Annotated in this window: 27 protein-coding genes; 3 read left to right on the top strand and 24 right to left on the bottom strand. The window is 58.6% G+C overall.

What is annotated here, in order from left to right; genetic code table 11:
* Positions 1-183: 183 nt before the first annotated feature.
* A complete protein-coding gene (gene leuA / locus K5D32_RS14365) occupies positions 184-1,854 on the top strand; it encodes a 2-isopropylmalate synthase (protein WP_221527129.1) in 1,671 nt (556 codons plus the stop codon).
* A gap of 360 nt (positions 1,855-2,214) precedes the next feature.
* Complete coding sequence (locus K5D32_RS14370; RefSeq protein ID WP_221576696.1) at positions 2,215-3,084, top strand: oxaloacetate decarboxylase; 870 nt, start codon at positions 2,215-2,217, stop codon at positions 3,082-3,084.
* A gap of 70 nt (positions 3,085-3,154) precedes the next feature.
* On the opposite strand, the gene K5D32_RS14375 is transcribed toward K5D32_RS14370, so the two are convergent.
* From K5D32_RS14375 to trmJ, 22 genes are all read right to left on the bottom strand, one after another.
* On the bottom strand, positions 3,155-3,580 hold the full coding sequence (locus K5D32_RS14375) for a hypothetical protein (protein WP_221593661.1): 426 nt from the start codon (positions 3,578-3,580) through the stop codon (positions 3,155-3,157).
* 58 nt (positions 3,581-3,638) lie between these two features.
* Complete coding sequence (locus K5D32_RS14380; protein ID WP_221527131.1) at positions 3,639-4,430, bottom strand: amidohydrolase; 792 nt, start codon at positions 4,428-4,430, stop codon at positions 3,639-3,641.
* Positions 4,418-5,566 (bottom strand): pyridoxal phosphate-dependent aminotransferase, encoded by a 1,149-nt coding sequence (locus tag K5D32_RS14385; protein WP_216705054.1) that lies wholly within the window; start codon positions 5,564-5,566, stop codon positions 4,418-4,420. The genes K5D32_RS14380 and K5D32_RS14385 overlap by 13 nt, the downstream gene beginning before the upstream one ends.
* 121 nt (positions 5,567-5,687) lie before the next feature.
* Positions 5,688-7,157, bottom strand: a complete 1,470-nt coding sequence (gene der, locus K5D32_RS14390; RefSeq protein WP_122320918.1) for a ribosome biogenesis GTPase Der — start codon at positions 7,155-7,157, stop codon at positions 5,688-5,690.
* A gap of 139 nt (positions 7,158-7,296) precedes the next feature.
* A complete protein-coding gene (gene bamB / locus K5D32_RS14395; RefSeq protein WP_025258846.1) occupies positions 7,297-8,448 on the bottom strand; it encodes an outer membrane protein assembly factor BamB in 1,152 nt (383 codons plus the stop codon).
* On the bottom strand, positions 8,441-9,082 hold the full coding sequence (locus K5D32_RS14400; RefSeq protein ID WP_221600711.1) for a tetratricopeptide repeat protein: 642 nt from the start codon (positions 9,080-9,082) through the stop codon (positions 8,441-8,443). The genes bamB and K5D32_RS14400 overlap by 8 nt, the downstream gene beginning before the upstream one ends.
* Before the next feature lie 39 nt (positions 9,083-9,121).
* Complete coding sequence (gene hisS, locus K5D32_RS14405; RefSeq protein WP_221536910.1) at positions 9,122-10,411, bottom strand: histidine--tRNA ligase; 1,290 nt, start codon at positions 10,409-10,411, stop codon at positions 9,122-9,124.
* Between the two features lie 22 nt (positions 10,412-10,433).
* Complete coding sequence (gene ispG, locus K5D32_RS14410; protein ID WP_221578663.1) at positions 10,434-11,543, bottom strand: flavodoxin-dependent (E)-4-hydroxy-3-methylbut-2-enyl-diphosphate synthase; 1,110 nt, start codon at positions 11,541-11,543, stop codon at positions 10,434-10,436.
* Between the two features lie 3 nt (positions 11,544-11,546).
* Entirely contained in the window at positions 11,547-12,566 is a 1,020-nt protein-coding gene (locus tag K5D32_RS14415) for a RodZ family helix-turn-helix domain-containing protein (RefSeq protein WP_221600713.1), read from the bottom strand.
* Positions 12,566-13,324 carry a type IV pilus biogenesis/stability protein PilW gene (pilW, locus tag K5D32_RS14420; RefSeq protein WP_198726910.1) on the bottom strand — a complete coding sequence of 253 codons (759 nt, stop codon included), beginning with the start codon at positions 13,322-13,324 and terminating at the stop codon, positions 12,566-12,568. The genes K5D32_RS14415 and pilW overlap by 1 nt, the downstream gene beginning before the upstream one ends.
* A gap of 14 nt (positions 13,325-13,338) precedes the next feature.
* Positions 13,339-14,487: a 23S rRNA (adenine(2503)-C(2))-methyltransferase RlmN gene (rlmN, locus tag K5D32_RS14425; protein ID WP_198726909.1), complete on the bottom strand. Its 1,149-nt coding sequence runs from the start codon at positions 14,485-14,487 to the stop codon at positions 13,339-13,341.
* A 32-nt stretch (positions 14,488-14,519) separates the two neighbouring features.
* The gene (gene ndk, locus K5D32_RS14430) at positions 14,520-14,945 is read right to left on the bottom strand and encodes a nucleoside-diphosphate kinase (RefSeq protein WP_025258839.1); all 426 of its coding nucleotides are present in this window, start codon (positions 14,943-14,945) and stop codon (positions 14,520-14,522) included.
* A 93-nt stretch (positions 14,946-15,038) separates the two neighbouring features.
* Positions 15,039-15,239: a Fe-S cluster assembly protein IscX gene (gene iscX / locus K5D32_RS14435; protein WP_221578666.1), complete on the bottom strand. Its 201-nt coding sequence runs from the start codon at positions 15,237-15,239 to the stop codon at positions 15,039-15,041.
* A 14-nt stretch (positions 15,240-15,253) separates the two neighbouring features.
* Positions 15,254-15,595: an ISC system 2Fe-2S type ferredoxin gene (fdx, locus tag K5D32_RS14440; RefSeq protein WP_025258837.1), complete on the bottom strand. Its 342-nt coding sequence runs from the start codon at positions 15,593-15,595 to the stop codon at positions 15,254-15,256.
* Positions 15,596-15,598: 3 nt separating this feature from the next.
* On the bottom strand, positions 15,599-17,461 hold the full coding sequence (hscA, locus tag K5D32_RS14445; RefSeq protein WP_221600715.1) for a Fe-S protein assembly chaperone HscA: 1,863 nt from the start codon (positions 17,459-17,461) through the stop codon (positions 15,599-15,601).
* A gap of 44 nt (positions 17,462-17,505) precedes the next feature.
* Entirely contained in the window at positions 17,506-18,027 is a 522-nt protein-coding gene (gene hscB, locus K5D32_RS14450) for a co-chaperone HscB (RefSeq protein WP_221600717.1), read from the bottom strand.
* Between the two features lie 11 nt (positions 18,028-18,038).
* Positions 18,039-18,362: an iron-sulfur cluster assembly protein IscA gene (iscA, locus tag K5D32_RS14455; protein WP_025258834.1), complete on the bottom strand. Its 324-nt coding sequence runs from the start codon at positions 18,360-18,362 to the stop codon at positions 18,039-18,041.
* 45 nt (positions 18,363-18,407) lie between these two features.
* Complete coding sequence (iscU, locus tag K5D32_RS14460; RefSeq protein ID WP_221600719.1) at positions 18,408-18,794, bottom strand: Fe-S cluster assembly scaffold IscU; 387 nt, start codon at positions 18,792-18,794, stop codon at positions 18,408-18,410.
* Between the two features lie 83 nt (positions 18,795-18,877).
* Positions 18,878-20,092, bottom strand: a complete 1,215-nt coding sequence (locus tag K5D32_RS14465; protein ID WP_198726899.1) for an IscS subfamily cysteine desulfurase — start codon at positions 20,090-20,092, stop codon at positions 18,878-18,880.
* A gap of 44 nt (positions 20,093-20,136) precedes the next feature.
* Positions 20,137-20,628 carry a Fe-S cluster assembly transcriptional regulator IscR gene (iscR, locus tag K5D32_RS14470; RefSeq protein ID WP_025258832.1) on the bottom strand — a complete coding sequence of 164 codons (492 nt, stop codon included), beginning with the start codon at positions 20,626-20,628 and terminating at the stop codon, positions 20,137-20,139.
* Between the two features lie 158 nt (positions 20,629-20,786).
* On the bottom strand, positions 20,787-21,563 hold the full coding sequence (gene cysE / locus K5D32_RS14475; RefSeq protein ID WP_221593667.1) for a serine O-acetyltransferase: 777 nt from the start codon (positions 21,561-21,563) through the stop codon (positions 20,787-20,789).
* Positions 21,563-22,324: a tRNA (cytosine(32)/uridine(32)-2'-O)-methyltransferase TrmJ gene (trmJ, locus tag K5D32_RS14480; RefSeq protein ID WP_221600721.1), complete on the bottom strand. Its 762-nt coding sequence runs from the start codon at positions 22,322-22,324 to the stop codon at positions 21,563-21,565. Before trmJ ends, cysE begins: the two co-directional genes overlap by 1 nt.
* A gap of 192 nt (positions 22,325-22,516) precedes the next feature.
* Here trmJ and suhB point away from each other — a divergent pair, with 192 nt between their 5' ends.
* Positions 22,517-23,332, top strand: coding sequence for an inositol-phosphate phosphatase (gene suhB / locus K5D32_RS14485; RefSeq protein ID WP_025258829.1), 816 nt, complete (start codon positions 22,517-22,519; stop codon positions 23,330-23,332).
* Between the two features lie 124 nt (positions 23,333-23,456).
* Here suhB and K5D32_RS14490 read toward each other — a convergent pair whose 3' ends face one another.
* A complete protein-coding gene (locus tag K5D32_RS14490; protein ID WP_025258828.1) occupies positions 23,457-23,999 on the bottom strand; it encodes a glycine zipper 2TM domain-containing protein in 543 nt (180 codons plus the stop codon).
* A gap of 200 nt (positions 24,000-24,199) precedes the next feature.
* A complete protein-coding gene (gene secF / locus K5D32_RS14495) occupies positions 24,200-25,111 on the bottom strand; it encodes a protein translocase subunit SecF (protein ID WP_122320920.1) in 912 nt (303 codons plus the stop codon).
* Between the last annotated feature and the right edge of the window lie 4 nt (positions 25,112-25,115).

Here is a 25,115-nt window from a genome sequence, read left to right on the forward strand (position 1 = left end):
CACCTCAATGGTTACGGTTGGCTTCATGAAAGCCTCTCAAACCCTCATTCTATTGCGCCAACATCGGTGTCTGCGCCTGGTCAGTTCACGACTGCCAGGCTAGATTGCGGTGCCTCGCCCCTGTCTTGCGCGTCAATGGCTGGCCGCCTCTTTTCGGCCTACTCAGTACAAAGGACTAATCAAATGACCATGCTCAAAGATCCATCGAAGAAGTACCGCGCGTTCCCGACCATCGACCTGCCTGATCGTACCTGGCCTTCCAAAGCCATCACTACGACGCCGATCTGGTGCAGCTCGGACTTGCGCGACGGTAACCAATCGCTGATCGAGCCAATGGATTCGGTCAAGAAACTGCGCTTCTGGAAGACTCTGGTCCAGGTTGGCGTCAAGGAAATCGAAGCATCGTTCCCGGCAGCCTCGCAAACCGACTTCGACTTCGTACGTACTTTGATCGAAGACGGCCATATCCCGGATGACACCACCATTCAGGTGCTGACCCAGGCCCGTGAAGATCTGATCGCCCGTACTTTCGAATCCCTGCGCGGCGCGAAAAAGGCCATCGTTCACCTGTACAACGCCACCAGCCCCTCCTTCCGTCGTATTGTCTTCAATCAGGACAAGGCTGGCGTGAAGGAAATCGCTGTGAACGCCGCCAAGCTGTTCGTCAAATACGCCGCCCAGCAGCCGGAAACCCAGTGGACCTTTGAGTACTCGCCTGAAACCTTCAGCGCCACAGAGCTCGAGTTCGCCAAGGAAGTCTGCGATGCCGTGATCGAGGTCTGGAACCCGACGCCAGAGAACAAGGTGATCCTCAACCTGCCAGCCACCGTTGAAGTCGCGACCCCGAACGTCTATGCCGACCAGATCGAGTGGTTCGGTCGCAACATCACCCGCCGTGACAGCGTCCTCATCAGCCTGCACACCCACAACGACCGTGGCACTGGCGTTGCTGCCACCGAACTGGGCCTGATGGCCGGTGCCGATCGCGTCGAAGGCTGCCTGTTCGGCAACGGCGAGCGTACCGGTAACGTGGATCTGGTCACCGTCGCCTTGAACCTCTACACCCAGGGCATCAACCCTGGCCTGGACTTCTCGGATATCGACGGCGTGCGCAAGGTCGTTGAAGAGTGCAACCAGATCCCGGTTCACCCACGCGCGCCTTATGTCGGCGATCTGGTCCACACCGCGTTCTCCGGCTCGCACCAGGACGCTATCCGCAAGGGCTTCGCCCAGCAGAAAGACGACGCACTGTGGGAAGTGCCTTACCTGCCAATCGACCCGGCCGATATCGGTCGCAGCTACGAGGCGGTGATTCGCGTCAACAGCCAGTCGGGCAAAGGCGGCATCACTTACCTGCTGGAACAGGAATACGGTATCTCCCTGCCACGTCGCATGCAGATCGAGTTCAGCCAGGTGGTTCAGGGCGAAACCGACCGTCTGGGCCTGGAAATGACTGCCGAGCAGATCCACTCGCTGCTGCGCCGCGAGTACCTGCAAGCCAACACGCCTTACGCCCTGATCAGTCACAAGCTGCAGGAAGAAAACGGCAACAGCTCGGTAGATGCCGAAGTGCATGTCGACGGCGAAACCCAGCACTGGCGCGGCAAGGGCAAGGGCGCCCTGGAAGCACTGGTTGCCGGCCTGCCGGTCAACGTGGAAATCATGGACTACAACGAGCACGCCATCGGTTCCGGCACCACGGCCAAGGCCGCTGCCTACATCGAACTGCGCGTGAACGGTGACCGTGCCGTACATGGCGTGGGTATCGACGAGAACATCACTACTGCCAGCTTCCGCGCTCTGTTCAGTGCCCTGAACCGGTCCCTGAGCCAGGCACAAGCCAAGGCTGCCTGAGTCTGAATAGCGAGGATGACGGACGCCCGTTCGTCATCCTCCAACAGGCTCTAACACGGGCTTTTCGATCTAAAACCCTCGTTTCAGAATCCGCATAACCATGCGCATATTCGGCATAATCTTTTCATTTATGCTGTGGTAGCATGCTGCCTTTAATGGATTTGGCCTGCTGATAGCACCTTTTTCAGCTACCGGCGCCACGTTCAACTTGCCTGTTAAAAGCTGCAACCTTTCCCAAAAGCCACGATGACTATTGCATTGATTTTCGGACGAAAAGAATGCACGGGCAGACCAACCGTGCATTGAAAAAACCATCGGCCTCGGTAACGCTGAGCTGATCCAATCACATTTGGAGCGATTATGCCTAAGGCTTCCCATCAAGATCTGCGCCGCAACTTTCGCGCACTCACTTCTTCAGATTCCTGCTATCACACAGCCTCGGTGTTCGATCCAATGTCTGCGCGCATCGCAGCCGACCTGGGCTTTGAAGTGGGTATCCTCGGCGGCTCGGTTGCATCCCTGCAAGTCCTGGCAGCGCCCGACTTCGCACTGATCACCCTGAGCGAATTCGTCGAGCAGGCCACTCGCATCGGCCGCGTCGCAGAGCTTCCGTTCATCGCCGATGCCGACCACGGTTATGGCAACGCACTCAATGTCATGCGCACCGTCATCGAACTCGAGCGTGCAGGCGTTGCGGCGCTGACCATCGAAGACACCCTGCTGCCCGCCCAGTTTGGCCGCAAGTCCACTGACCTGATTTCCACCGCAGAAGGCGTCGGCAAGATCCGCGCAGCCCTGGAAGCCCGTGTCGACCCTGAACTGTCGATCTTTGCGCGCACCAATGCCGCGATCATCCCTGTGCAGGAAGCCGTCAGCCGGATTCAGCAGTACCAGAGTGCAGGCGCCGACGGCATCACCATCGTGGGCGTGCGCGATTTCGAGCATCTGGAGCAGATCACGGAAGGTGTGACCATTCCTTTAATGCTGGTCACTTACGGAAACCCTGCGCTGCATGACAACAAGCGTCTTGCAGAGATGGGCGTCAGGATCTGTGTACACGGCCATGCGGCCTATTTCGCATCGATCAAGGCAACCTATGACTGCCTGAGAGAACAGCGCCAGATTCTGAGCAGCACCAGCGACATGAACGCGACAGAACTGACCCACACTTACACACAGCCTGAAGACTATGTTGAGTGGGCCAGGAAGTTCATGAATGTGAACGAGTAAGTACGCCGTACTTATCGATTGAAGCGATGAAAAAAAGCCTCCGCAAGCGGAGGCTTTTTTGTCTGTGCAATCAGGCAGTGGTGTTGACGCCGCCGCTGGTTGTCAGTTGCAGCAATGTACCCTGCAGGGTTTGTATGGTTGCGGAGGTCTGGGCGATCTGCCCTTGGATGGCCAGAATACGCGCAGCCTTTTCCTCTTCCGAGCCTTTGCTGTTCTGAGCGGCGGCCAACTGAGCCTGCTGCTGAACCAGTTGCTTTTGAGCCTGCTTGATCTGCTCTTTGATCTTTTCGATGGTTTCTTCGGCAGGAGACGCGGCAGCAGAAGCGCCTGCACCACCTGCTGTACCCGCCTTCGCACCCTCAAGCGAAACACTTACACCGCTTTTTTCCGTGCTGTCGGTTGCAGTCGAGGTCGCCGTGTCTGCGTCCTTGTTCTTGACGGTCAGGGTCAAGGCGCTGGAATAAGCACTCAGCGATGAGGTATTGATGGTAGTCATGACGAACTCCTGGTTGTATGCAAAGGCTATCGACACATTTACACACAACTTGAATGAATCATTGTATCTCGAATGTATCGGCATCCAGATTGGCCGGGAAGCGCGTACGGTAATCCCGCAGCGCCGCAGCACTCAGGGTTGCCTGGAAGACACCATCGCCCTCCCCGATATCGACGAGACTTTCACCCTCAAAATCCAGCACCTGGCTATCACCTGTGTACGCAAAGCCTTTGCCATCGCTGCCGACCCGGTTGACCGCCGCGACGTAACACAGGTTTTCGATGGCTCTTGCCGGTAGCAGACGATTCCAGTGCAGGCGACGAGCGCCGGGCCAGTTCGCGGTATAGAGCAACAGGTCGGTGTCCTGAGCATCACGGCTCCAGACCGGGAAGCGCAGGTCGTAGCAAATCAATGGCCGAATGCGCCAGCCGTTCAATTCGAACATCACCTGGCGCTCGCCAGGGCTGTAGTGCTCGTGCTCACCGGCCATGCGGAACAGGTGACGCTTGTCGTAATACAGCAACTCACCATCGGGGCGCGCCCACAACAGCCGGTTGCGATGATTACCCTCGGCATCACGAATGATCACGCTGCCGGTAATCACCGCCTGAATACGCTTGGCTTGCTCCAGCAGCCACCGGGATGTCGGACCGCCTTCAGGTTCCGCCAGGGTTTCAGAGTCCATGGAAAACCCGGTGGTGAACATCTCAGGCAGAATCACCAGATCGACGTCTTTCACCTGTTCCAGCAAACCGCTGAAGTGCTCGAGATTGGCCTGCCGGTCATGCCAGACCAGCGTGGTCTGGATCAAGGCCAGGTTGAGGTCCTGCAACTGACTCAAATCGCGCATAGTTTTTCCGCTGCCTGAAGCAACGTCTCCTCTCGCTTGGCAAAGCACAGACGTATAAGGCGCTGGCCTTCAGGCGGCTTCTGGTAGAAGACCGACACCGGAATGCTGGCCACACCGTGCTCTCGGGTCATCCACAACGACATGTCGACATCGTTGAGGTCCGGACGGATCTGCGAGTAATCCACCAACTGGAAATACGTGCCGCCCACCCGCTCGAAGCTGAAACGCGAGGACGCCAGCTGGTCGCAGAAAAAATCACGCTTGGCCTGATAGAACGCCGGCAGTTCTTCTACATGCTCGGGATGCGCCGCCATGAAATCAGCCAGCGCCCACTGCAATGGCGTGACGCCACAGAAACTCACGTACTGATGGACCTTGCGCAGTTCAGCGGACAAGGCCGGTGGCGCCACCACATAGCCGGTCTTCCAGCCGGTCACGTGGTAGGTCTTGCCGAACGAGCTGACCACAAAGGCGCGCTGATACAGCTCTTCATGGGCCAGTACGCTGACATGCTGGACGCCATCGAACACCAGATGCTCGTACACCTCATCGCTGACCAGATAAATGTCGCGATTGGCGATAAGAGCAGCCAGCTGGTCCAGCTCGGCACGACTGATCAAGGCTCCGCTGGGGTTGTGCGGGCTGTTGAGGATGATCATGCGCGTGCGCGGGCTCAAGGCATCGCCCAGCTTCTGCCAGTCGATGGAGAAGTCGTCCAGCCCAAGCTGCACATGCACGCAACGGCCACCGGCCAGTTCCACGGCAGGCTCATAGCTGTCATAGCAAGGGTCGAAAACAATCACTTCATCGCCAGGACGAATGACCGCCTGAACGGCGCAGAAAATCGCCTGGGTCGCGCCCGGCGTGATGGTGACTTCGCTGTCCGGGTTGACCTCGCGCCCGTAACTGCGGGCAATCTTGGCTGCAACCTGCTGGCGCAGGGCTGGCAGGCCAGTCATGGGTGAATATTGGTTGTGGCCTTGAGCAACATGCAGGCTCAAGGCGTCACGCAGCGCTTGCGGCCCGTCGAAATCGGGAAAGCCCTGGGACAGATTGATCGCACCGGTTTCGGCAGCGAGCTGAGACATGACGGTGAAGATGGTGGTGCCAACATTAGGCAACTTGCTGTCGATCATTAGGGCCCTTCCCTGCAATACCCCCGGCATCACGGTGGCACGGGTCAGGCAGGATAGCCCATCGGGCGCGCATAAAAAAAGGCACCGTGCGGACTGCAGGGTGCCTTTTCAGGAGAAAGACTCAGCGCTTGTCGCGGCGCTTCTTGTCTGCCTTCTTATGGTGCGACATCAAGCGACGCTTCTTGTTGACCTGACGGTCAGTCAGCGTGTTCTTGTTGCCTTCGTACGGGTTCTCGCCGCCCTTGAATTCGATACGGATCGGCGTACCGACCAGTTTCAGAACACGGCGATACGTGTTTTCCAGGTAACGGACATAGGACTTCGGTACTTTCTCGACCTGGTTACCGTGAATCACGATCAGTGGCGGGTTGGCACCACCCAGGTGGGCATAACGCAACTTGATACGGCGGCTGCCGACCATTGGCGGCGCGTGCTCGCTGACGGCATCTTCCAGAATCTGGGTCAGGCGGCTGGTTGGCCAGCGGGTGACGGCAGACTTGAAGGAGTTCTGTACCGACTGATACAGGTTACCCACACCGGTGCCGTGCAAGGCAGAGATGAAGTGGATATCGGCAAAGTCGACGAAGAACAGCCGGCGCTCCAGCTCGGTCTTCACGTAGTCACGCTCGCCCGGCGTCATGCCATCCCACTTGTTCAGTGCGATGACCAGTGCGCGACCGGCCTCGAGTGCGAAGCCCAGCAGGTTGAGGTCGTGATCGACCACGCCTTCGCGGGCATCCATCACGAAGATCACCACGTTGGCGTCCTTGATGGCCTGCAACGTCTTGACCACGGAGAACTTCTCGACTTCCTCGTGGATCTTGCCGCGCTTGCGCACACCTGCGGTGTCGATCAGCGTGTACTTCTCGTCGTTACGCTCGAACGGAATGTAGATACTGTCGCGCGTGGTGCCCGGCTGGTCATAGACGATAACCCGGTCTTCACCGAGCATGCGGTTGACCAGGGTCGACTTGCCGACGTTGGGACGACCGATGATAGCGATCTTGATGCCGTCTTTTTCGCTCGGGCCAGGAATGCGCTTGGCTTCCTCGCCTTCTGCGACGTCCTCGGCCTCGCCTTCTTCGATTTCGTCATCGTCCTTGGGGAAATCCTTCAGGGCGATTTCCAGCATCTGGGAAATGCCGCGACCATGAGCACCGGCAACCGGGATCGCATCGCCCAGGCCCATCGGGCTGAACTCGGCACGCGCCAGGTTTTCATCGATGTTGTCGATCTTGTTGGCAACCACGTAAGAACGCTTGTTGCGCTTGCGCAGGTGCTCGCCGATCATCTGGTCAGCCGCGGTGTAACCCGCTTTGGCATCCACCAGGAACAACACGACATCAGCTTCTTCGATAGCCAGCAGCGACTGCTCGGCCATCTTTTCGTCCATGCCATGCTCGTCGCCGGAAATACCACCGGTGTCGATCAGGATATAAGAGCGCCCCTGCCACTTCGCCTCTCCGTATTGGCGATCACGGGTCAGACCGGACAGATCGCCGACAATGGCGTCGCGGGTCCTGGTCAGGCGGTTGAACATGGTGGATTTGCCGACGTTCGGTCGACCCACCAGGGCAATTACGGGAACCATGCGGCTCTCCACTTCGTTATTTCAGAAAATACAAAAGCCGCTGCAGGGCAGCGGCCGGAGTTCGGAGCAGCGCCCGCAGGCGCCGCAGCCTTGCCGAAGCAAGGTCGCCCGGGGCCTCGGCCCCGGACATGGACAATCATCACTTGATGGTCAGGGCTTCCAGCTTGCCGCTGTTACCAAACACATAAATCATGTCACCAACTACCAGCGGACGCGCACGAAGACCATCGCTGTCGATACGCTCACGCCCTACGAAACGGCCATCTACCTGGCTCAACAGGTGCAGATAACCTTCCAGGTCGCCAACCGCTACATAGCTGGAAAACACTTCTGGCGCGCCCAGTTGACGGCGAGCCAGCGATTCGTTGCTCCACAGTGCAGTGGAAGAACGCTCGTCGATACCTTCGACAGTGCCGGAGGCCAGGGTCGCGTAAACGCTACCAAAGCCCTGGGCTACGCCCGAGTAGCTGGAAGCATCACGCTGCCAGAGCACACGACCGCTTTCCAGATCCAGACCGGCAACCCGGCCCTGATAACTGGCAACGTACAGAGTACCACCCGACAGCAGCAGGCCACCGTCGATGTCGACAACACGATCCAGTTCTGAACGGCCTTGCGGAATGGCAACACGCTGTTCCCAGACCGGTACGCCGTTGCTGATATCCAGCGCCACGACCTTGCCGGTGGACAGTCCGGCAACAGCCAGTCGGTTGGTGACCAGCGGTGCGCCAGTACCGCGCAGGGTCAGTACCGCAGGAGTGCTTTCGTAGATCCAGCGCTGGGAACCTGTGACAGCGTCCAGACCGATCACACGGTCATCCTGGGTCTGAACCACGACTACATCGCCGTTGTTCGCAGGTGGCGCCAACACTTCGCTGGTCACACGGGCACGCCATTTCTCTTCACCGGAAGAAGCGTCAAGAGCAACGATTTCACCTTTTTCAGTACCGATGGTGACCAGACCGTAGGCCACACCGACAGCACCGGAAACAGGCAGCTCGAGATCTTTCTTCCAGATCACGTCACCGTTCATGCGATCCAGGGACATGATGACCCCGGTCACGTCCGAAGCGTAGATGCGGTCGCCATCGATAGCCGGAACCAGCATGTTGTAGGTTTTGCCCTGACCGTCACCGATCGAGCGGCTCCACTGCTTTTGCAGGACCACTTCTTCTTTGAAGTCGGTCAGCTCGGCTGGTGGCAATTCCTTTTTGCTGTTGCTGCTGCAACCCGCGGCCAGAATGGCCAGAGCCAGCAATGCTGCATGTTTCCAACGAATCACGTCACGCATCCCCTTTCGCCAGATCGTCGAGCTTCATTTGCAGGCCACCCACCGCAGCGTCTTCAGACAGAGCGGACTTGGCCTTTTGGTATGCAGCATGCGCCTCGTCGGTACGACCCAGTTGCACCAGCAGGTCACCCTTGAGTTCTTCACGGCTGGCCAGGAACGCCTTGTCGGCATCGCCAGCAAGCAGTTTCAGTGCATCATCAGCCTTGTTCTGCGCAGCCAGCACACGAGCAAGACGCTGACGGGCGATTTCACCCAGAGTCGCGCTGGCCGGCTTGTCGGCTACGGTTTTCAGTTCTGCCGCGGCATCGTCGAGCTTGCCGGCATCGACCGCAACCTTGGCGACGAACAGGCTACCGAACTGGGCATAGGCAGTGCCACCAAATTCGCTCTTGAGCTTGCCGGCGATTTCCGCAACGCGGGCGGTATCGGCCTGGCCGCTTGGCGTCAGCGAAGTTTCCAGCAGTTGCTGATAAAGCATCGAGGCGCCTTGCGACTGCTTGCTGTTGTAGTTCTGCCATGTGTACCAGCCAAAGACCACAACCAACGCCAGCAGACCGCCAGTTACCAGGGGTTTGCCGTTACGCTGCCACCAGTCCTTCATTACGGCCAGCTCTTCATCATCGGTACGCGACACCCCAATACTCCTATTCGCTAAATCGGCTGTTAATCAGCTTCAACCCTGCACGACGCAGGAGGCCAGGTGCTCGGACAGAGCATCCCAGGCAATATTTTGTTGTTCGCCCTGACCGCGCAGAGGCTTGACGCCTATCTCCTGGCGGGCAAGTTCTTCATCGCCAAGGATCAGCGCATACAGCGCACCGCTCTTGTCGGCCTTCTTGAACTGGCTCTTGAAGCTGCCAGCACCGGCGTTGACCTGCAAACGCAGATTCGGCAACTGGTCACGCACACGCTCGGTGAGCGTCAGTGCAGCCAGCTCGGCCGCTTCGCCGAAGGCGCACAGGTAGACATCCACCTGACGCGAGATTTCTTGCGGGACCTTTTCAAGGGTTTCCAGCAGCAGCACCAGACGCTCGATGCCCATGGCGAAACCGACGCCCGCCGTAGGCTTGCCGCCCATCTGCTCGACCAGACCGTCGTAACGGCCACCGGCGCATACGGTTCCCTGAGCCCCCAGTTGATCGGTGACCCACTCGAACACGGTCTTGCTGTAGTAATCCAGGCCACGCACCAGCTTGGGGTTGATGACGTAGGGAATGCCAGCCGCATCCAGACGGGCCTTGAGGCCTTCGAAGTGGATACGCGACTCTTCGTCCAGGTAATCCGCCAGCTTGGGCGCATCGACCAGCACGGCCTGGGTGTCAGGATGCTTGGTGTCCAGAACCCGCAGCGGGTTGGTTTTCAGACGACGCTGGCTGTCTTCGTCCAGTTGCTCCAGACGCGCTGACAGGAACTCCACCAGTGCATCGCGATAACGCGCACGGGCTTCGCTGGTGCCCAGGCTGTTGAGTTCGAGCTTGACGGCATTGCGGATGCCCAGCAGGCCCCACAGGCGCCAGGTCAGGACAATCAGCTCGGCATCGATATCGGGACCGTCGAGGTTGAAGACTTCGACACCGATCTGGTGAAACTGGCGATAGCGGCCTTTCTGAGGACGCTCGTGGCGGAACATCGGGCCGATGTACCACAGTTTCTGCACCTGACCGCCACCGGTGATCCCGTGTTCGAGTACCGCACGCACACAGGCGGCAGTGCCTTCAGGGCGCAGGGTCAGGGAGTCACCGTTGCGGTCGGCAAAGGTGTACATCTCTTTCTCGACGATATCGGTGACTTCGCCGATGGAGCGCTTGAACAGGTCGGTGAACTCAACGATAGGCATGCGAATCTGCCGATAACCGTAGTTATCCAGCAAACGCGCAACAGTGCCTTCAAAGTGACGCCACAGCGGGGTCTGCTCGGGCAGGATGTCGTTCATGCCACGAATGGCTTGCAGAGACTTACTCACAAAAAATCCTTAGCAATCTTGATTAGCCACGCACGATGACGGATGCGTCGGCTTCAGCTTTTTCGGCCGCTTTCTCGCGAATCAAGCGTTCAAGCTCGTTCACAAGATTGTCGTTGGTCAGTTTCTGCGCAGGCTTGCCGTCGATGTAGATCAGGTTCGGCGTACCGCCCGTGAGACCGACATGGGCCTCCTTGGCTTCACCAGGACCGTTGACCACACACCCGATGACCGCAACGTCCAGCGGCACCAGCAAATCTTCGAGACGCCCTTCCAGCTCGTTCATGGTCTTGACCACATCGAAGTTCTGCCGCGAGCAGCTCGGGCAGGCGATGAAGTTGATGCCACGGGAACGAAGGCGCAAGGACTTGAGAATGTCGTAACCGACTTTCACCTCTTCAACCGGGTCAGCGGCCAACGAGATGCGGATAGTATCGCCAATCCCTTCGGCGAGCAGCATACCGAGGCCGACAGCGGATTTCACCGTGCCTGAGCGCAAACCGCCCGCTTCGGTGATACCCAGGTGCAACGGCTGGACAATCTGCTTGGCCAGCAGGCGATAGGCTGCGACGGCCATGAACACGTCCGAAGCCTTGACGCTGACCTTGAAGTCATGGAAATCCAGACGATCCAGATGCTCTACATGACGCAGGGCCGACTCGACCAGCGCCTCGGGCGTCGGCTCGCCGTATTTCTTCTGCAGGTCTTTTTCCAGGGAACCGGCGTTGACGCCGATCCGGATCGGAATACCACGATCACGGGCGGCATCGACCACCGCACGCACACGGTCTTCGCGACCGATGTTGCCGGGGTTGATGCGCAGGCAGTCGACACCCAGCTCGGCTACGCGCAGGGCGATCCGGTAGTCGAAATGAATATCGGCGACCAGTGGCACCTTGACCAGTTGCTTGATCCGGCCAAATGCCTCGGCCGCATCCATATCGGGAACCGAAACCCGCACGATATCGACGCCAGCCGCTTCAAGGCGGTTGATCTGGGCAACCGTGGCCGCGACATCGTTGGTGTCGCTGTTGGTCATGCTCTGGACAGCGATCGGCGCATCACCGCCGACCGGCACGGAGCCGACCCATATCTTGCGGGATTCGCGACGCTTGATTGGAGATTCGCCGTGCATGACTTATTGCCCTAGTTTCAGGCGAGCAGTTTCGCCGCTGGTAAAGGGAGCTACGTCTACAGGCTCACCGTTATAACTGACTTGTGCACCACGGGCGTAACCCAGACGCAAGGTCAGTGGTGGACGGCCAGTGACGTCCAGACTATCACCCTTGCGCTTGAGGCCGCTCATCAAAACCTTGCCATTGCCATCGGTGACCTGAGTCCAGCAATCGGCGGTAAATTGCAGCTTGATCTGGCCCGAACCTGCAGGAATCGGTGCAGATTCGACGGACTCGGCAGGAGTCGAAGGCACGGCAGGCGCAACCGGCGCGACAGACGGAGTGTGCGTCGCGGCAACGGCAGGTGCAGTAGGCGCTGGAGCCGTTGCCGGAGCGCTCGGGGCAGCAGCCGGCGCCGTCACAACCGGAGCAGGTGCAACAGGTGCAGTGGCAGGCACTTCGGTCGGAGCGCTCGGGGTCAGAGGCAGTGGCGACTCATTGCCAGCCTTGCTGCTTTCGGCAGCGGCCTGCTCCTCTGACTCGTCCAGTGGATGAATCTGGGTGGTGCCATCAGCGCTTTCGACCTCGACGTGCTCCATGCTCAGGCCGGCCTGATCCTTGCCGCGCATGGACGTCTGATCCTGCCACCAGAAAAAGCCGCCACCGACAAGAACCACCAGCAATAACAGGCTGACGATGCGCAGGATATTGTGGGAAAGGCGCACAGGCTCTTCGATACGGCCCAGCGCATGGACAGAACTGCCCTTGCCATCGGTGCCGGTGTACTGATCGAACTGATCGACCAGCGCGGCCTGATCCAGCTCCAGCAGTTTGGCGTAGGCACGCACATACCCACGGGCGAAGGTATGTCCGGGTAGCTTGTCAAAATTCCCGTTCTCGAGATGAGTCAGGGAAGACACGGTGAGGTTCAGCCTCAAAGCCACATCTGGCAGCGACCAGTTTTTGCTCTCACGGGCCTGACGCAAGGTCTCACCAGGGTTAGAGCGAGTGGTTGCTACAACTTCGGGATGCGCCGCTTTCATCATTGCTCCGACAGGTATTGCTGATATTCCGGCGTACCGGGATAGAGTCTTTTGAGTTGCAGGCCAAAACTGGCCGCCTTGTTACGGTCGTCATAGACCTTGGCCAATCGAATGCCGAGCAGCAGGCTACGCGCATTCTGCTCGCTGAGTTGGCTGAAACGGTCGTAGTAGTCACGCGACGGCACATAATGCCCGTCTTCGTAAGACAACTCAGCCATTTCCAGCAAGGAACGTGGCTGTTGACGGTCAAGACGCAGTGCCTTGGTGAAATGCTCGCGAGCTTCCTCGCGCTTGTTCAGCTTCAGGGCGGTCATGCCCAGGCTTTCAAAGACCCGTGACCGCTCAGGATACAGGTTGTCTGCGGCAGCCTGCTGGAAACGTTCGTAAGCTTCCTGATAGCGCTTCTGCTCGTAAAGGAAACTGCCGTAATTGTTGACGATTCGAGCATCGTTGTTGCTTGAAGACAACGCCTTGCGAAAGTGCTGATCGGCCAGTTCAGGCTCCATCTCGACCTGAAACACCAGCGCCAGCGCGGCATTGGCGTCAGGGTCGGAACTGTCGAGTTCCAGCGCCTTCTTCAGCGGCACCTTGGCGCGTTCGGTCTGGCCCTGCTGGAAATAACCCAGCCCCAGCTGCACGTATGCCTTGCGAGCTTCATCACGCCCTTGCGGTGTCTTGAGTGGATCGACATGCCCTGTCGAAACGCACCCTACCAGCAACATAACAAAGCATGACAACAGCAAGGCACGCACAGACATGGAGTCCCTCTCGGTCAGTTTCGAGCGCCAGCGTTTGGAGCCGCATCGGCCTCGGCATTGAGCTCACGCACTGCAATATAGCGTTCACTGCGGCGCGTGCGGTCCATCACCTGCCCGACCAGTTGGCCGCAGGCAGCATCGATGTCCTCGCCACGGGTGGTACGCACAGTGACGTTATAGCCAGCCTGATGCAACAGATCCTGGAAACGACGGATCGCATTGTTGCTCGGACGCTCGTAACCGGAGTGCGGGAACGGGTTGAACGGGATCAGGTTGATCTTGCAAGGGGTGTCCTTGAGCAGCTCGATCATCTCGATGGCGTGCTCGACCTTGTCGTTGACGTCCTTGAGCAGTGTGTACTCGACGGTCAGCACGCGCTTCTCGCCCAGACTGGACATGTAGCGGCGGCAGGAGTCGAGCAGGACGCTCAGGGGATACTTCTTGTTCAGCGGCACCAACTGGTTGCGCAGTGCGTCGTTAGGCGCATGCAGCGACAGGGCCAGCGAAACGTCGATGTGCTTTGACAGCTCATCGATCATCGGCACCACGCCAGACGTGGACAACGTCACACGGCGCTTGGAAATGCCATACCCCAGGTCATCCATCATCAGATGCATGGCGGCAATGACATTGTCGAAGTTCAGCAGTGGCTCACCCATGCCCATCATCACCACGTTGGTGATGGCACGGTCGACGGTTGCCGGGACACTGCCAAAGGATTTGTTGGCAATCCAGACCTGGCCGATGACTTCGGCAGCGGTCAGGTTGCTGTTGAAGCCTTGCTTGCCGGTGGAGCAGAAACTGCAATCCAGGGCACAGCCCGCCTGGGACGAAACACACAAGGTGCCGCGCTTGCCCTGGGGGATATAAACGGTTTCGACGCAGCTGCCGGACTCTACGCGCACCACCCATTTACGGGTGCCATCGCTGGAGATGTCCTCGCTGACGACTTCAGGACCACGTATTTCGGAACAGGCCTTGAGCTTTTCGCGCAATGCCTTGCTGACGTTGGTCATGGCGTCGAAATCATCGACGCCAAAGTGGTGAATCCACTTCATGACCTGACCGGCACGGAAGCGCTTCTCCCCGATAGAGTCGAAGAATTTCTCCATTTCCTGCTGAGTAAGGCCCAGGAGGTTGGTTTTACCAGTCGTTGCAATCATGAATTCACCCTTCACTCGTTAGTCGGCAGGACTTAGCGAGCGGTTACTTCTGTAGCTGCGAAGAAGTACGAGATTTCGCGAGCGGCAGCAGCTTCGGAGTCCGAGCCGTGAACAGCGTTGGCGTCGATGGAGTCAGCGAAGTCAGCGCGGATGGTGCCTGGAGCAGCTTCTTTAGGGTTGGTAGCGCCCATCAGCTCACGGTTCAGAGCGATAGCGTTTTCGCCTTCCAGAACCTGAACAACGACAGGACCGGAGATCATGAAAGCAACCAGGTCGCCGAAGAAACCACGAGCGCTGTGCTCAGCGTAGAAACCTTCAGCTTCAGCCTTGGACAGTTGCTTCAGCTTGGAAGCGACAACGCGCAGACCGGCTTTTTCGAAACGAGTGGTGATCTCGCCGATTACGTTTTTAGCAACGGCGTCAGGCTTGATGATGGAGAAAGTACGTTGAACAGCCATGTGAAACTCCAGAAACAATGATTAAAGCGAAAAATTAAACCCGCGAATTATACGCGGGTTCTGGTGTATTGCCTAACTGCTTGCGTTACAGGTTCAGTCAGCTTCTTCGATCCAGGCCGCCTGAATGGCTTCCAGGACCTTTTCCCCGCCACGATTGAGCTCGTCGTCGAACCCTGGCAGCGCAGCTACCCAGTTGCGAAGATCGACGAAATTCACATAGCGCGGATCGACATCAGGCCTGGTTTCAGACAACTGAATCGCGATTTCCAGCACATCGACCCATTTCAGACTCATGAGCGTTCCTTGAATCAATGCGGCGCTTCGGCGGCATGGTTGAGCGAATACTTCGGAATTTCAACGGTGAGGTCTTCATTTCCGACGATTGCCTGACAGGACAGGCGCGAATGCACTTCCAGCCCCCAAGCCTTGTCCAGCATATCTTCTTCCAGCTCATCCGCCTCGTTCAGCGAGTTGAAACCCTCGCGGATGATGCAGTGACACGTCGTGCAGGCACAGACGCCGCCGCACGCACTCTCGATCTCGATATGGTTATCGTGAGCGATTTCAAGAATAGACGTACCGGGCTCCACCTCTACAACCAACCCGTCCGGGCAATGCTCGGCATGGGGCAGAAAAATCACCTGCGGCATCAGCTATTCCTCAATATCATTCAGGTTGCGCCCCGCGAGTGCGGCTTTCACCGTCGAATTCATGCGTCGGGCAGCAAATGCATCGGTCACCTGCGACAGACGCCGGGTCTGCTGCTCGATGGCCGGGCCATCGGTGCCTTGCATCAATTCACGCAATTCTGTCAGTTGCAGGTCGATCACCATCCGCTCTTCGGCATCGAGCAGGCTGTCGCCATCGACTGCAAGTGCGGCCTCGACCGCCTCCACAAGGCGTCGGGCGTCAACCTGCTGTTCACGCAGTACCCGGGCGACCTTGTCGTCACCGGCGTACTCGAACGAATCCTTGAGCATCCGGGTAATTTCGCCATCGGTCAGGCCATAGGACGGCTTGACCTGAATGCTCGACTCGATCCCCGAGCCCAGTTCACGGGCAGACACGCTGAGCAGGCCATCCGCATCCACCTGGAAGGTGACACGAATTTTCGCAGCACCGGCCACCATCGGCGGAATACCGCGCAGCTCGAAGCGCGCCAGGGAGCGGCAATCGCTGATCAGCTCACGCTCGCCCTGCAGGACATGAATCATCATGGCCGACTGGCCATCCTTGTACGTGGTGAAATCCTGAGCGCGGGCCACGGGAATGGTGGTGTTGCGCGGAATCACCTTCTCCATCAGGCCGCCCATGGTTTCAAGCCCAAGGGAAAGCGGAATCACATCCAGCAACAACAGGGCTTCGCCATCTGTCTTGTTGCCAGCCAGGGTATCGGCCTGGACCGCAGCGCCAATAGCAACCACCTGATCAGGATCGATCCGGGTCAGCGGCTGGCGACCGAACAACTCGGCCACAGCTTCGCGAACACGCGGCACACGGGTCGAACCACCGACCATGACCACGGCTTCGACTTCTTCAATCTCGATATTCGAATCGCGCACCGCACGACGGCAAGCCTTGAGGCTGCGAGCAACCATCGGCTCGATCAGCGCATTGAAGGCATCACGTGTCAGCACGCCACGCCAGTCGCCATGAGCCACTTCGACCGATTCGGCATCGGTCAGGGCTTCTTTCGCCGCGCAGGCGGTCTGCAACAGGCTGCGCTGCACGGAAGGATCAAGGCTGGCGGACAGGCCGGCATCAGCAACAATCCAGCTGGCAATCGCGTGGTCGAAATCATCGCCACCCAATGCCGTATCGCCGCCCGTGGCCAGTACTTCGAAGACACCGCCAGTCAGGCGCAGAATGGAAATATCGAACGTACCGCCGCCCAGGTCGTAAATGGCGACTACACCTTCGGCTTTCTGGTCCAGACCATAGGCAACCGCAGCAGCCGTCGGCTCGTTGAGCAGGCGCAGCACATTGAGGCCGGCCAGTCTGGCGGCATCTTTGGTGGCCTGGCGCTGGGCATCGTCGAAATAGGCCGGCACGGTAATGACCGCACCCACCAGATCACCACCCAACGTAGCTTCGGCACGCTGACGCAGCACCTTGAGAATATCCGCCGACACTTCCACCGGGCTTTTCGGCCCCTGGACGGTGTCAATGAACGGCATGTGCGACTCGCCCTCGACAAAGCGGTAAGGCAATTGCTCGCCCAGTTGCTTCACGTCACTGAGGCCGCGCCCCATGAGACGTTTGACCGACAGCACGGTATTGAACGGATCGACAGAGGCAGCCGCCTTGGCCGACAGCCCGACCTCGACGCGATCGGCGTGATAGCGCACCGCAGACGGCAGAATGATCTGCCCGTCGGCATCGGCAAGGGGCTCGGAAAGGCCGCTGCGCAATGCAGCCACCAGCGAATTGGTAGTGCCCAGGTCAATACCGACAGCCAGACGACGCTGGTGCGGTTTAGGACTTTGCCCGGGTTCAGCGATCTGCAGTAAGGCCATGCTTTTCTGAATAATCACAGGCGTGCGGCCGGGGCGGCACGGGGTTAATCGTCGAGGCGCTCTTCCAGCTGGCGCACTTCGTAGGAAAGCTTGTCGAGGAACTGCATACGCCGCATCAGCCGTTCGGCGTGCTCGCGCTGTGCAGCATCGTCCCAACAGGCGGCGAAGCTTTCGTTCAGTTCATCCTGAGCGCTTTTGAGGCGGCGCTTGAAGACCGCGACACCCGCCAGATCAGCCTCATCCTGCAGATCCTCCAGCTCTTCGCGCCATTGCATCTGCTGCAGAAGAAAATCGGGATCGTGGACAGTGACTTCCAGCGGCACCTCATCGCCTTTCATGACCAACAGGTAACGCGCTCGTTTCGGGGCGCTCTTGAGAGTCTGATAGGCCTCGTTGAGGCGGGCGGAATGCTCAAGCGCCAGACGCTGCTCACGCTCGTTGGCGTCAGCAAAACGGTCTGGATGTACGCTGCGCGCCAGCTCACGATAGCGCGTCGCCAACTGGTCGAGATCAAGACGAAAATCGGGCTTGAGGTCGAACAGGGCGAAGTGACAAGGAGTACCCACGGATAAAAGCCTCAGACGTTGAAGCTTTCGCCGCAGCCGCACTCACCGCGCGAATTGGGGTTATTGAACTTGAAACCTTCGTTCAAACCTTCACGGACGAAATCGAGTTCGGTGCCGTCGAGGTAGACCAGGCTTTTCGGGTCGATAATCACCTTGACGCCATGCAGTTCGAACACGCTGTCCTCGGTGCCCGCCTCGTCAACGAACTCGAGTACATAGGCAAGACCTGAACAGCCTGTGGTACGAACCCCAAGACGAATGCCATCACCTTTGCCGCGCCCGTCGAGGGAACGACGTACGTGGTTAGCGGCAGCTTCTGTCATGCTGATAGCCATCGGAACTCCTTTCTTGTCGCCAGCTTTCTCTGAAAAGACCGCTTCTTACAGCAAGCCTTTCTTCTGCTTGTAGTCACGAACGGCCGCCTTGATGGCGTCTTCCGCGAGCACCGAGCAGTGAATCTTTACCGGAGGCAGAGCAAGCTCTTCAGCCAGCTGAGTGTTCTTGATGGTCTCTGCTTCATCCAGAGTCTTGCCCTTCATCCACTCGGTCGCCAGGGAGCTGGAAGCGATGGCGGAGCCGCAGCCGTAAGTCTTGAACTTGGCGTCTTCGATGACACCTTGCTCATTGACCTTGATCTGCAGACGCATCACGTCGCCGCAAGCCGGAGCGCCGACCATGCCGGTGCCAACATCAGGATCTTCCGCGCTCATCTTGCCGACGTTGCGCGGGTTCTCGTAGTGGTCGATGACCTTTTCGCTGTAAGCCATGATTATGTTCCTCTCACATCAGGGAGTCGCTCTACAGGCCGGTCAACGGGGTTGCTCCCGGCCTGTGTGGCGGCGACTTTAAATTAGTGCGCCGCCCACTCGATCTTGGAGATATCGACGCCATCTTTGAACATGTCCCACAGCGGCGAAAGAGCGCGCAGCTTGGTAACAGCCTCGCAGACTTTCTGCGCGGCGTAGTCAATCTCTTCTTCAGTCGTGAAGCGACCGAAAGTGAAGCGTATCGAGCTATGTGCCAGTTCGTCATTACGACCAAGGGCGCGTAGCACGTACGAAGGTTCAAGCGATGCCGACGTACAGGCCGAACCGGACGAAACCGCCAGATCCTTGAGCGCCATGATCAGCGACTCGCCTTCGACATAGTTGAAGCTCAGGTTCAGGTTGTGCGGTACGCGAGCAGTCAGGCTGCCATTGACGTACAGCTCTTCCAGATCTTCGACCTGCTTGAAGAAGCGGTCGCTCAGGGCCTTGATGCGAACGTTCTCGCTCGCCATCTCTTCCTTGGCGATACGGAAAGCTTCGCCCATGCCGACGATCTGGTGAGTCGCCAGCGTACCGGAACGCATGCCACGCTCGTGACCGCCACCGTGCATGGTCGCTTCGAGGCGAACACGCGGCTTGCGGCTCACGTACAGCGCGCCGATACCCTTTGGACCGTAGGTCTTGTGGGCCGAGAACGACATCAGGTCAACCTTGAGGCTGGCCAGATCGATTTCAACCTTGCCGGTGGACTGAGCACCATCGACATGGAACAACACGCCACGCGAACGGGTCAGTTCACCGATGGCAGCGATGTCGTTGATGGTGCCGATCTCGTTGTTCACATGCATGATCGAAACCAGGATGGTGTCGTCGCGCAGGGCAGCTTCGATCATGGCCGGCGTGATCAGGCCGTCTTCGCCCGGCTCGATGTAAGTCACTTCAAAACCTTCACGCTCCAGTTGGCGCGTGGTGTCGAGAACGGCTTTGTGCTCGACCTTGGAGGTGATGATGTGCTTGCCCTTGGTGGCGTAGAAATGCGCTACACCCTTGATGGCCAGGTTGTCGGACTCGGTGGCACCGGAGGTCCAGACGATTTCGCGCGGATCGGCGTTGACCAGATCAGCAACCTGACGGCGGGCGTTTTCGACGGATTCTTCGGCCTTCCAGCCAAATACGTGGGAGCGGGAAGCCGGGTTACCGAAGTTTCCGTCAACCAGCAGGCAATCCATCATTTTCTGCGCTACGCGCGGATCGACCGGCGTGGTCGCAGAGTAATCGAGGTAAATCGGCAACTTCATTGAATCTCTCCTATCAGGCAGGCGCACCGCTCATTCATCTGCGTTCATTCGACGGCGGACGTTTCAATCTTACCCAGCTGCGACGCATTGTTATTACTGCGGCGCATGTCCTGGCGCTGGGCGACTTCCTGCACCTCACGGCGAGTGACAAGATCCGCCAAGCTGATACCGCTTAAAAATTCATGAATCTGCTGGCTGAGGTCGCACCACAGGTGGTGGGTCAGGCAGGTATCACCGGCATGGCAATCACCCAGCCCCTGGCAACGAGTGGCATCGACCGACTCATTGACCGCATCGACGACCTGGGCAACCTGGATACCCTGCATGTCGCGGGACAACTGGTAACCACCACCAGGACCACGCACGCTCGATACCAGATTACTGCGGCGCAGCTTGGCGAACAATTGCTCAAGGTAAGACAGGGAAATGCCTTGCCGCTCAGAGATATCGGCCAGAGACACTGGCCCGTGCTGCGCATGCAATGCCAGGTCAAGCATTGCTGTTACAGCGTATCGGCCTTTTGTAGTCAGTCGCATGGCGTGTACCGCAGAGGTTCGGAATGGGAGCGAGTATGCTATTCCCGAGTATTTAAGTCAACTATTAGACCTAGTGAAACAGTCGGGATTAGCCAAAATAGCGGGCGGTATCATAGCAAAGGCGCGTCGCATTGACACGCCTCCATATTCAGCAAGCCCTAGCCGACTTTCTCTTCGCTCTTGTCCTTAACGCAATCGAAAACCTCATCATGCAGCTTGGGCAGCTCCTTGGCGCAGTAATCGCTGCCAAGACGCCCCAGAGCGCCGCCCATGTCTTCCAGACGGGCATCCACAGCTTGCAGGTGATCGAGCAACTGGCCAATGGCCCGCGCAACCGGGTCCGGCATGTCCGCACTGACGCCGTAGGCGTCGAAACCCAGCTTCTCGGCCATCGCCTTGCGACGCGCCTCTGCTTCGTCATCTGATTTGACGATGATGCGCCCCGGAATCCCCACCGCCGTCGCCCCCGCCGGCACAGCCTTGGTGACGACTGCATTGGAGCCGATCTTGGCACCCGCGCCCACCGTGAACGGCCCAAGCACCTTGGCACCCGCTCCGACCACGACGCCATCCTCAAGAGTCGGGTGACGCTTGCCTGCATTCCAACTGGTGCCACCCAGGGTCACACCCTGATAGAGCGTGACATCGTTGCCGATCTCGGCCGTTTCGCCGATCACGATACCCATGCCGTGATCAATGAAGAAACGACGACCGATGCGCGCACCCGGATGTATTTCGATGCCGGTCATCCAGCGCCCGAAGTTGGACACCATCCGCGCCAGCCACTTCCAGCCTTGGCGCCACAGAATGTGCGCCAGCCGGTGCAGCCAGATGGCATGCATGCCCGGGTAGCAGGTCAGCACATCAAAAGCGTTACGCGCAGCCGGATCACGATGAAAAACACTTTGGATATCTTCGCGCAGACGTTCGAACATCATTGATCCTTTCGCTTATAAGGTTCACCGCGAGCCACTTTCTGGGTCTCGGTGAGGATGCCACGCAGAATGCTCAGCTCGGAGCGCTCCACCTCGCTACGACCATACAGACGACGCAGCCGCGCCATCAGATGACGGGGCTTTTCGGGATCAAGAAAGGCGATGTCCACCAGCGCCGCTTCCAGATGACCATAGAAGCCCTCCATCTCATCCATGGTCGCCAGCTCGGCATTACGCTCCGCTGCGACTGGAGCTGTCGTCGACTCCTGCGCAGCCAGCCAGGACATGCGCACTTCGTAGGCCAGCACCTGAACCGCAGCCGCCAGATTGAGCGAACTGAATACAGGGTCCGACGGGATATGGACGTGGTAATGACAACGTTGCAGCTCTTCGTTGGTCAGGCCGGCATGCTCGCGACCGAAGACCAGCGCAACCTCGGCGCCCTGCCCGGCCTGCTCGACGACCTTCACACCAGACTCACGCGGGTCGAGCATTGGCCAGGGAAGACTGCGATCACGGGCACTGGTGCCCAGCACCAGACTGCAACCCACTAGCGCTTCTTCAAGGGTCGCCACGACCTGCGCGCCTTCAAGAATATCGCCAGCACCCGACGCTCGCGCATCGGCCTCGGGAGACGGGAACACACGCGGCTCGACCAGTACCAGGCGCGAAAGCCCCATGTTTTTCATGGCACGCGCAGCCCCACCGATATTTCCGGGATGGGTAGTGCCGACCAGGACAACACGAATGTTCTGCAGCAAAGCGAGCGCTCACCGACAAAATTAAGGGGTGCAAATCTTACAGAACCTGCCTCATTAACGCCATGAACCTTACAGAGGCGCAACCACGGAAAATCGTAAAACCTGATCGGGACGACAATGCCAGGGCTGGAAATAATTCGACTTAACCCATAGAATACCCGGCTCTCTTTAACAACCTTAGGTGAATTGTCCATGCAGCCCATGCTGAATATCGCGCTGCGCGCCGCCCGCAGCGCCAGCGAATTGATTTTCCGCTCCATCGAGCGCTTGGATACCATCAAGGTTGACGAAAAAGAAGCCAAAGACTACGTCACGGAAATCGACCGTGCCGCCGAGCAGAGCATCATCACCGCCCTGCGCAAGGCTTACCCTACCCACGGCATCCTCGGCGAAGAAAGCGGCCTGCACGCAGGCAGCGGCGAAGGCGCCGATTACCTGTGGATCATCGACCCGCTGGACGGCACCACCAACTTCGTTCGTGGCATCCCCCACTTCGCCGTCAGCATCGCCTGCAAATACCGCGGTCGCCTTGAGCACGCCGTGGTTCTCGACCCGGTTCGCCAGGAAGAATTCACCGCCAGCCGTGGCCGTGGCGCCGCTCTGAACGGTCGTCGCCTGCGCGTCAGCCAGCGCAAGAGCCTTGAAGGCGCACTGCTGGGTACCGGCTTCCCGTTCCGCGACGAGCAAATGGATGGCCTGGAAAACTACCTGGGTATGTTCCGCAGCCTGGTCGGCCAGACCGCCGGCATCCGCCGCGCAGGCGCCGCCAGCCTGGACCTGGCTTATGTTGCAGCCGGTCGCTTCGATGCATTCTGGGAATCGGGCCTGTCCGAGTGGGACATGGCAGCGGGCGCACTGCTGATTCAGGAAGCAGGCGGCCTGGTCAGCGACTTCACAGGCGGTCACGACTTCCTGGAGAAAGGCCATATCGTTGCCGGTAACACCAAATGCTTCAAGGCAGTCCTGACCGCCATCGCCCCACACCTGCCGCCTTCGCTGAAACGCTGAATGGCAGATGTAAAAAAACCGGCTTTCGCCGGTTTTTTTATGCCTGTTGCCTACTGCCTGCGGGAGCGAATTTATTCGCGAATCAGCGGATCACCGCCCGATTGCTCCCACAGGATGTTATGGCTTATTGAGCAGCCTGGCTCAGAATCAGCTGACCATTCTTGTCCACAGGGATCTGACTACCCGGGTCATTGGCCATACGGACCTGTCCAACCTTCTCGTTCAACTTGTACTTCACGTTGTAGCCCACGACCTTGTCGCTGATATCGTTGACGGTATTGCAACGCGTTTCAGTCGTGGTGTAGGTATCGCGGTTCTGCATGCCTTCCTGAACCTTGTTACCCGCATAACCACCGCCTACCGCACCGGCGACCGTGGCAATCTTCTTGCCGTTACCGCCGCCAACCTGGTTACCGAGCAAGCCACCCGCCACTGCACCGATCACGCTACCCACGATCTGATGCTCGTCCTTGACCGGAGCACGATGGGTAACGGCTACATCCTTGCAGACCTCACGAGGGGTCTTGATTTGTTCCTTGATCGGCTCGACGGCCAACACATCTGCATACTCTGGGCCGCCCTTGACCAGGCTGTAGGTGGCAACAGCGCCACCAGCGGTAACGACAGCAGCACCCAACACAGCACCAACAAGCAGAGACTTGTTCACTTTGAACCTCCTGACCTACGATCGCGTAGATTCTTTCCTACGCACTACCAAGCCTTGGAGCATAAAAAAAGGCGCGAGTTCCGAACTCGCGCCTTTTCATTTTTACATTTTCCGTAGGAGCGGATTCATCCGCGAACATTCCCGATCACCCAGGCATCAGAGGCATTCGCGAATGAATTCGCTCCTACAGAAGGAGTGCATCAAGGCAAATCATCTGCCTTCTCGGTGACAACCGGAGGAATCAGATCCTCGGTGGTCAGGTTCAGCCAGATCAGCATCACGTTGGCGATGTAGATCGACGAGTAAGTACCCGCCAGAACACCGATGAACAACGCGATGGAGAAGCCTTCCAGGCTATCGCCACCGAACGCCCACAACGCAATGATTGCCAGCAGCGTCGAGACCGAAGTCGCGATGGTGCGCAGCAATGTCTGTGTGGTGGAGATGTTGATGTTCTCGATCAGCGAAGCCTTGCGCAGCAGGCGGAAGTTTTCACGGACCCGGTCGAACACGACAATGGTGTCGTTGAGCGAGTAACCGATGATCGCCAGCACCGCCGCAAGAACCGTCAGATCGAACGTGATCTGGAAGAACGACAGGATACCCATGGTCACGACCACGTCGTGAATCAGGGAAATGATCGCACCGACCGCGAACTTCCACTGGAAGCGGAACGCCAGATAGATCAGAACGCCACCCAGGGCCAGCAACATGCCGATACCGCCCTGGTCACGCAGCTCTTCACCGACCTGCGGGCCGACGAACTCGACACGCTTGACGGTCGCCGGGTTATCGGCACCCGCCTTGCGCAGCGCATCGGCTACCTGAGTACCCAGCTGCGGGTCTTCACCCGGCATGCGCACCAGCAAGTCGGTGGTCGCGCCGAAGCTCTGCACCACGGCCTCGTGGAAGCCGGCCGAAGCCAGTTCCTCACGCACCTTGCCCAGATCCGCAGGACGCTCGTAGGTCAGCTCGATCAGCGTACCGCCGGTGAAGTCCAGACCGAAGTTAAGCCCTTTATGGAACCAGCTGAACAGCGCCAGTGCGGTAAGGAGCATGGTAATGGCGAACGCAACATTGCGAACGCCCATGAAGTTGATGGTACGTAACATGGCA

Source organism: Pseudomonas cichorii, assembly GCF_019719005.1.
In the GTDB taxonomy this organism is placed as follows: Bacteria; Pseudomonadota; Gammaproteobacteria; order Pseudomonadales; family Pseudomonadaceae; genus Aquipseudomonas; species Aquipseudomonas cichorii_E.

Coding starts and splice junctions, on each gene's coding strand:
- leuA (WP_221527129.1), top strand. CDS start 184: ATGACCATGCTCAAAGATCCATCGAAGAAGTACCGCGCGTTCCCGACC.
- K5D32_RS14370 (WP_221576696.1), top strand. CDS start 2,215: ATGCCTAAGGCTTCCCATCAAGATCTGCGCCGCAACTTTCGCGCACTC.
- K5D32_RS14375 (WP_221593661.1), bottom strand. CDS start 3,580: ATGACTACCATCAATACCTCATCGCTGAGTGCTTATTCCAGCGCCTTG.
- K5D32_RS14380 (WP_221527131.1), bottom strand. CDS start 4,430: ATGCGCGATTTGAGTCAGTTGCAGGACCTCAACCTGGCCTTGATCCAG.
- K5D32_RS14385 (WP_216705054.1), bottom strand. CDS start 5,566: ATGATCGACAGCAAGTTGCCTAATGTTGGCACCACCATCTTCACCGTC.
- der (WP_122320918.1), bottom strand. CDS start 7,157: ATGGTTCCCGTAATTGCCCTGGTGGGTCGACCGAACGTCGGCAAATCC.
- bamB (WP_025258846.1), bottom strand. CDS start 8,448: ATGCGTGACGTGATTCGTTGGAAACATGCAGCATTGCTGGCTCTGGCC.
- ispG (WP_221578663.1), bottom strand. CDS start 11,543: ATGCACGGCGAATCTCCAATCAAGCGTCGCGAATCCCGCAAGATATGG.
- K5D32_RS14415 (WP_221600713.1), bottom strand. CDS start 12,566: ATGAAAGCGGCGCATCCCGAAGTTGTAGCAACCACTCGCTCTAACCCT.
- pilW (WP_198726910.1), bottom strand. CDS start 13,324: ATGTCTGTGCGTGCCTTGCTGTTGTCATGCTTTGTTATGTTGCTGGTA.
- rlmN (WP_198726909.1), bottom strand. CDS start 14,487: ATGATTGCAACGACTGGTAAAACCAACCTCCTGGGCCTTACTCAGCAG.
- ndk (WP_025258839.1), bottom strand. CDS start 14,945: ATGGCTGTTCAACGTACTTTCTCCATCATCAAGCCTGACGCCGTTGCT.
- iscX (WP_221578666.1), bottom strand. CDS start 15,239: ATGAGTCTGAAATGGGTCGATGTGCTGGAAATCGCGATTCAGTTGTCT.
- fdx (WP_025258837.1), bottom strand. CDS start 15,595: ATGCCGCAGGTGATTTTTCTGCCCCATGCCGAGCATTGCCCGGACGGG.
- hscA (WP_221600715.1), bottom strand. CDS start 17,461: ATGGCCTTACTGCAGATCGCTGAACCCGGGCAAAGTCCTAAACCGCAC.
- iscA (WP_025258834.1), bottom strand. CDS start 18,362: ATGGCTATCAGCATGACAGAAGCTGCCGCTAACCACGTACGTCGTTCC.
- iscU (WP_221600719.1), bottom strand. CDS start 18,794: ATGGCTTACAGCGAAAAGGTCATCGACCACTACGAGAACCCGCGCAAC.
- K5D32_RS14465 (WP_198726899.1), bottom strand. CDS start 20,092: ATGAAGTTGCCGATTTACCTCGATTACTCTGCGACCACGCCGGTCGAT.
- iscR (WP_025258832.1), bottom strand. CDS start 20,628: ATGCGACTGACTACAAAAGGCCGATACGCTGTAACAGCAATGCTTGAC.
- cysE (WP_221593667.1), bottom strand. CDS start 21,563: ATGTTCGAACGTCTGCGCGAAGATATCCAAAGTGTTTTTCATCGTGAT.
- suhB (WP_025258829.1), top strand. CDS start 22,517: ATGCAGCCCATGCTGAATATCGCGCTGCGCGCCGCCCGCAGCGCCAGC.
- secF (WP_122320920.1), bottom strand. CDS start 25,111: ATGTTACGTACCATCAACTTCATGGGCGTTCGCAATGTTGCGTTCGCC.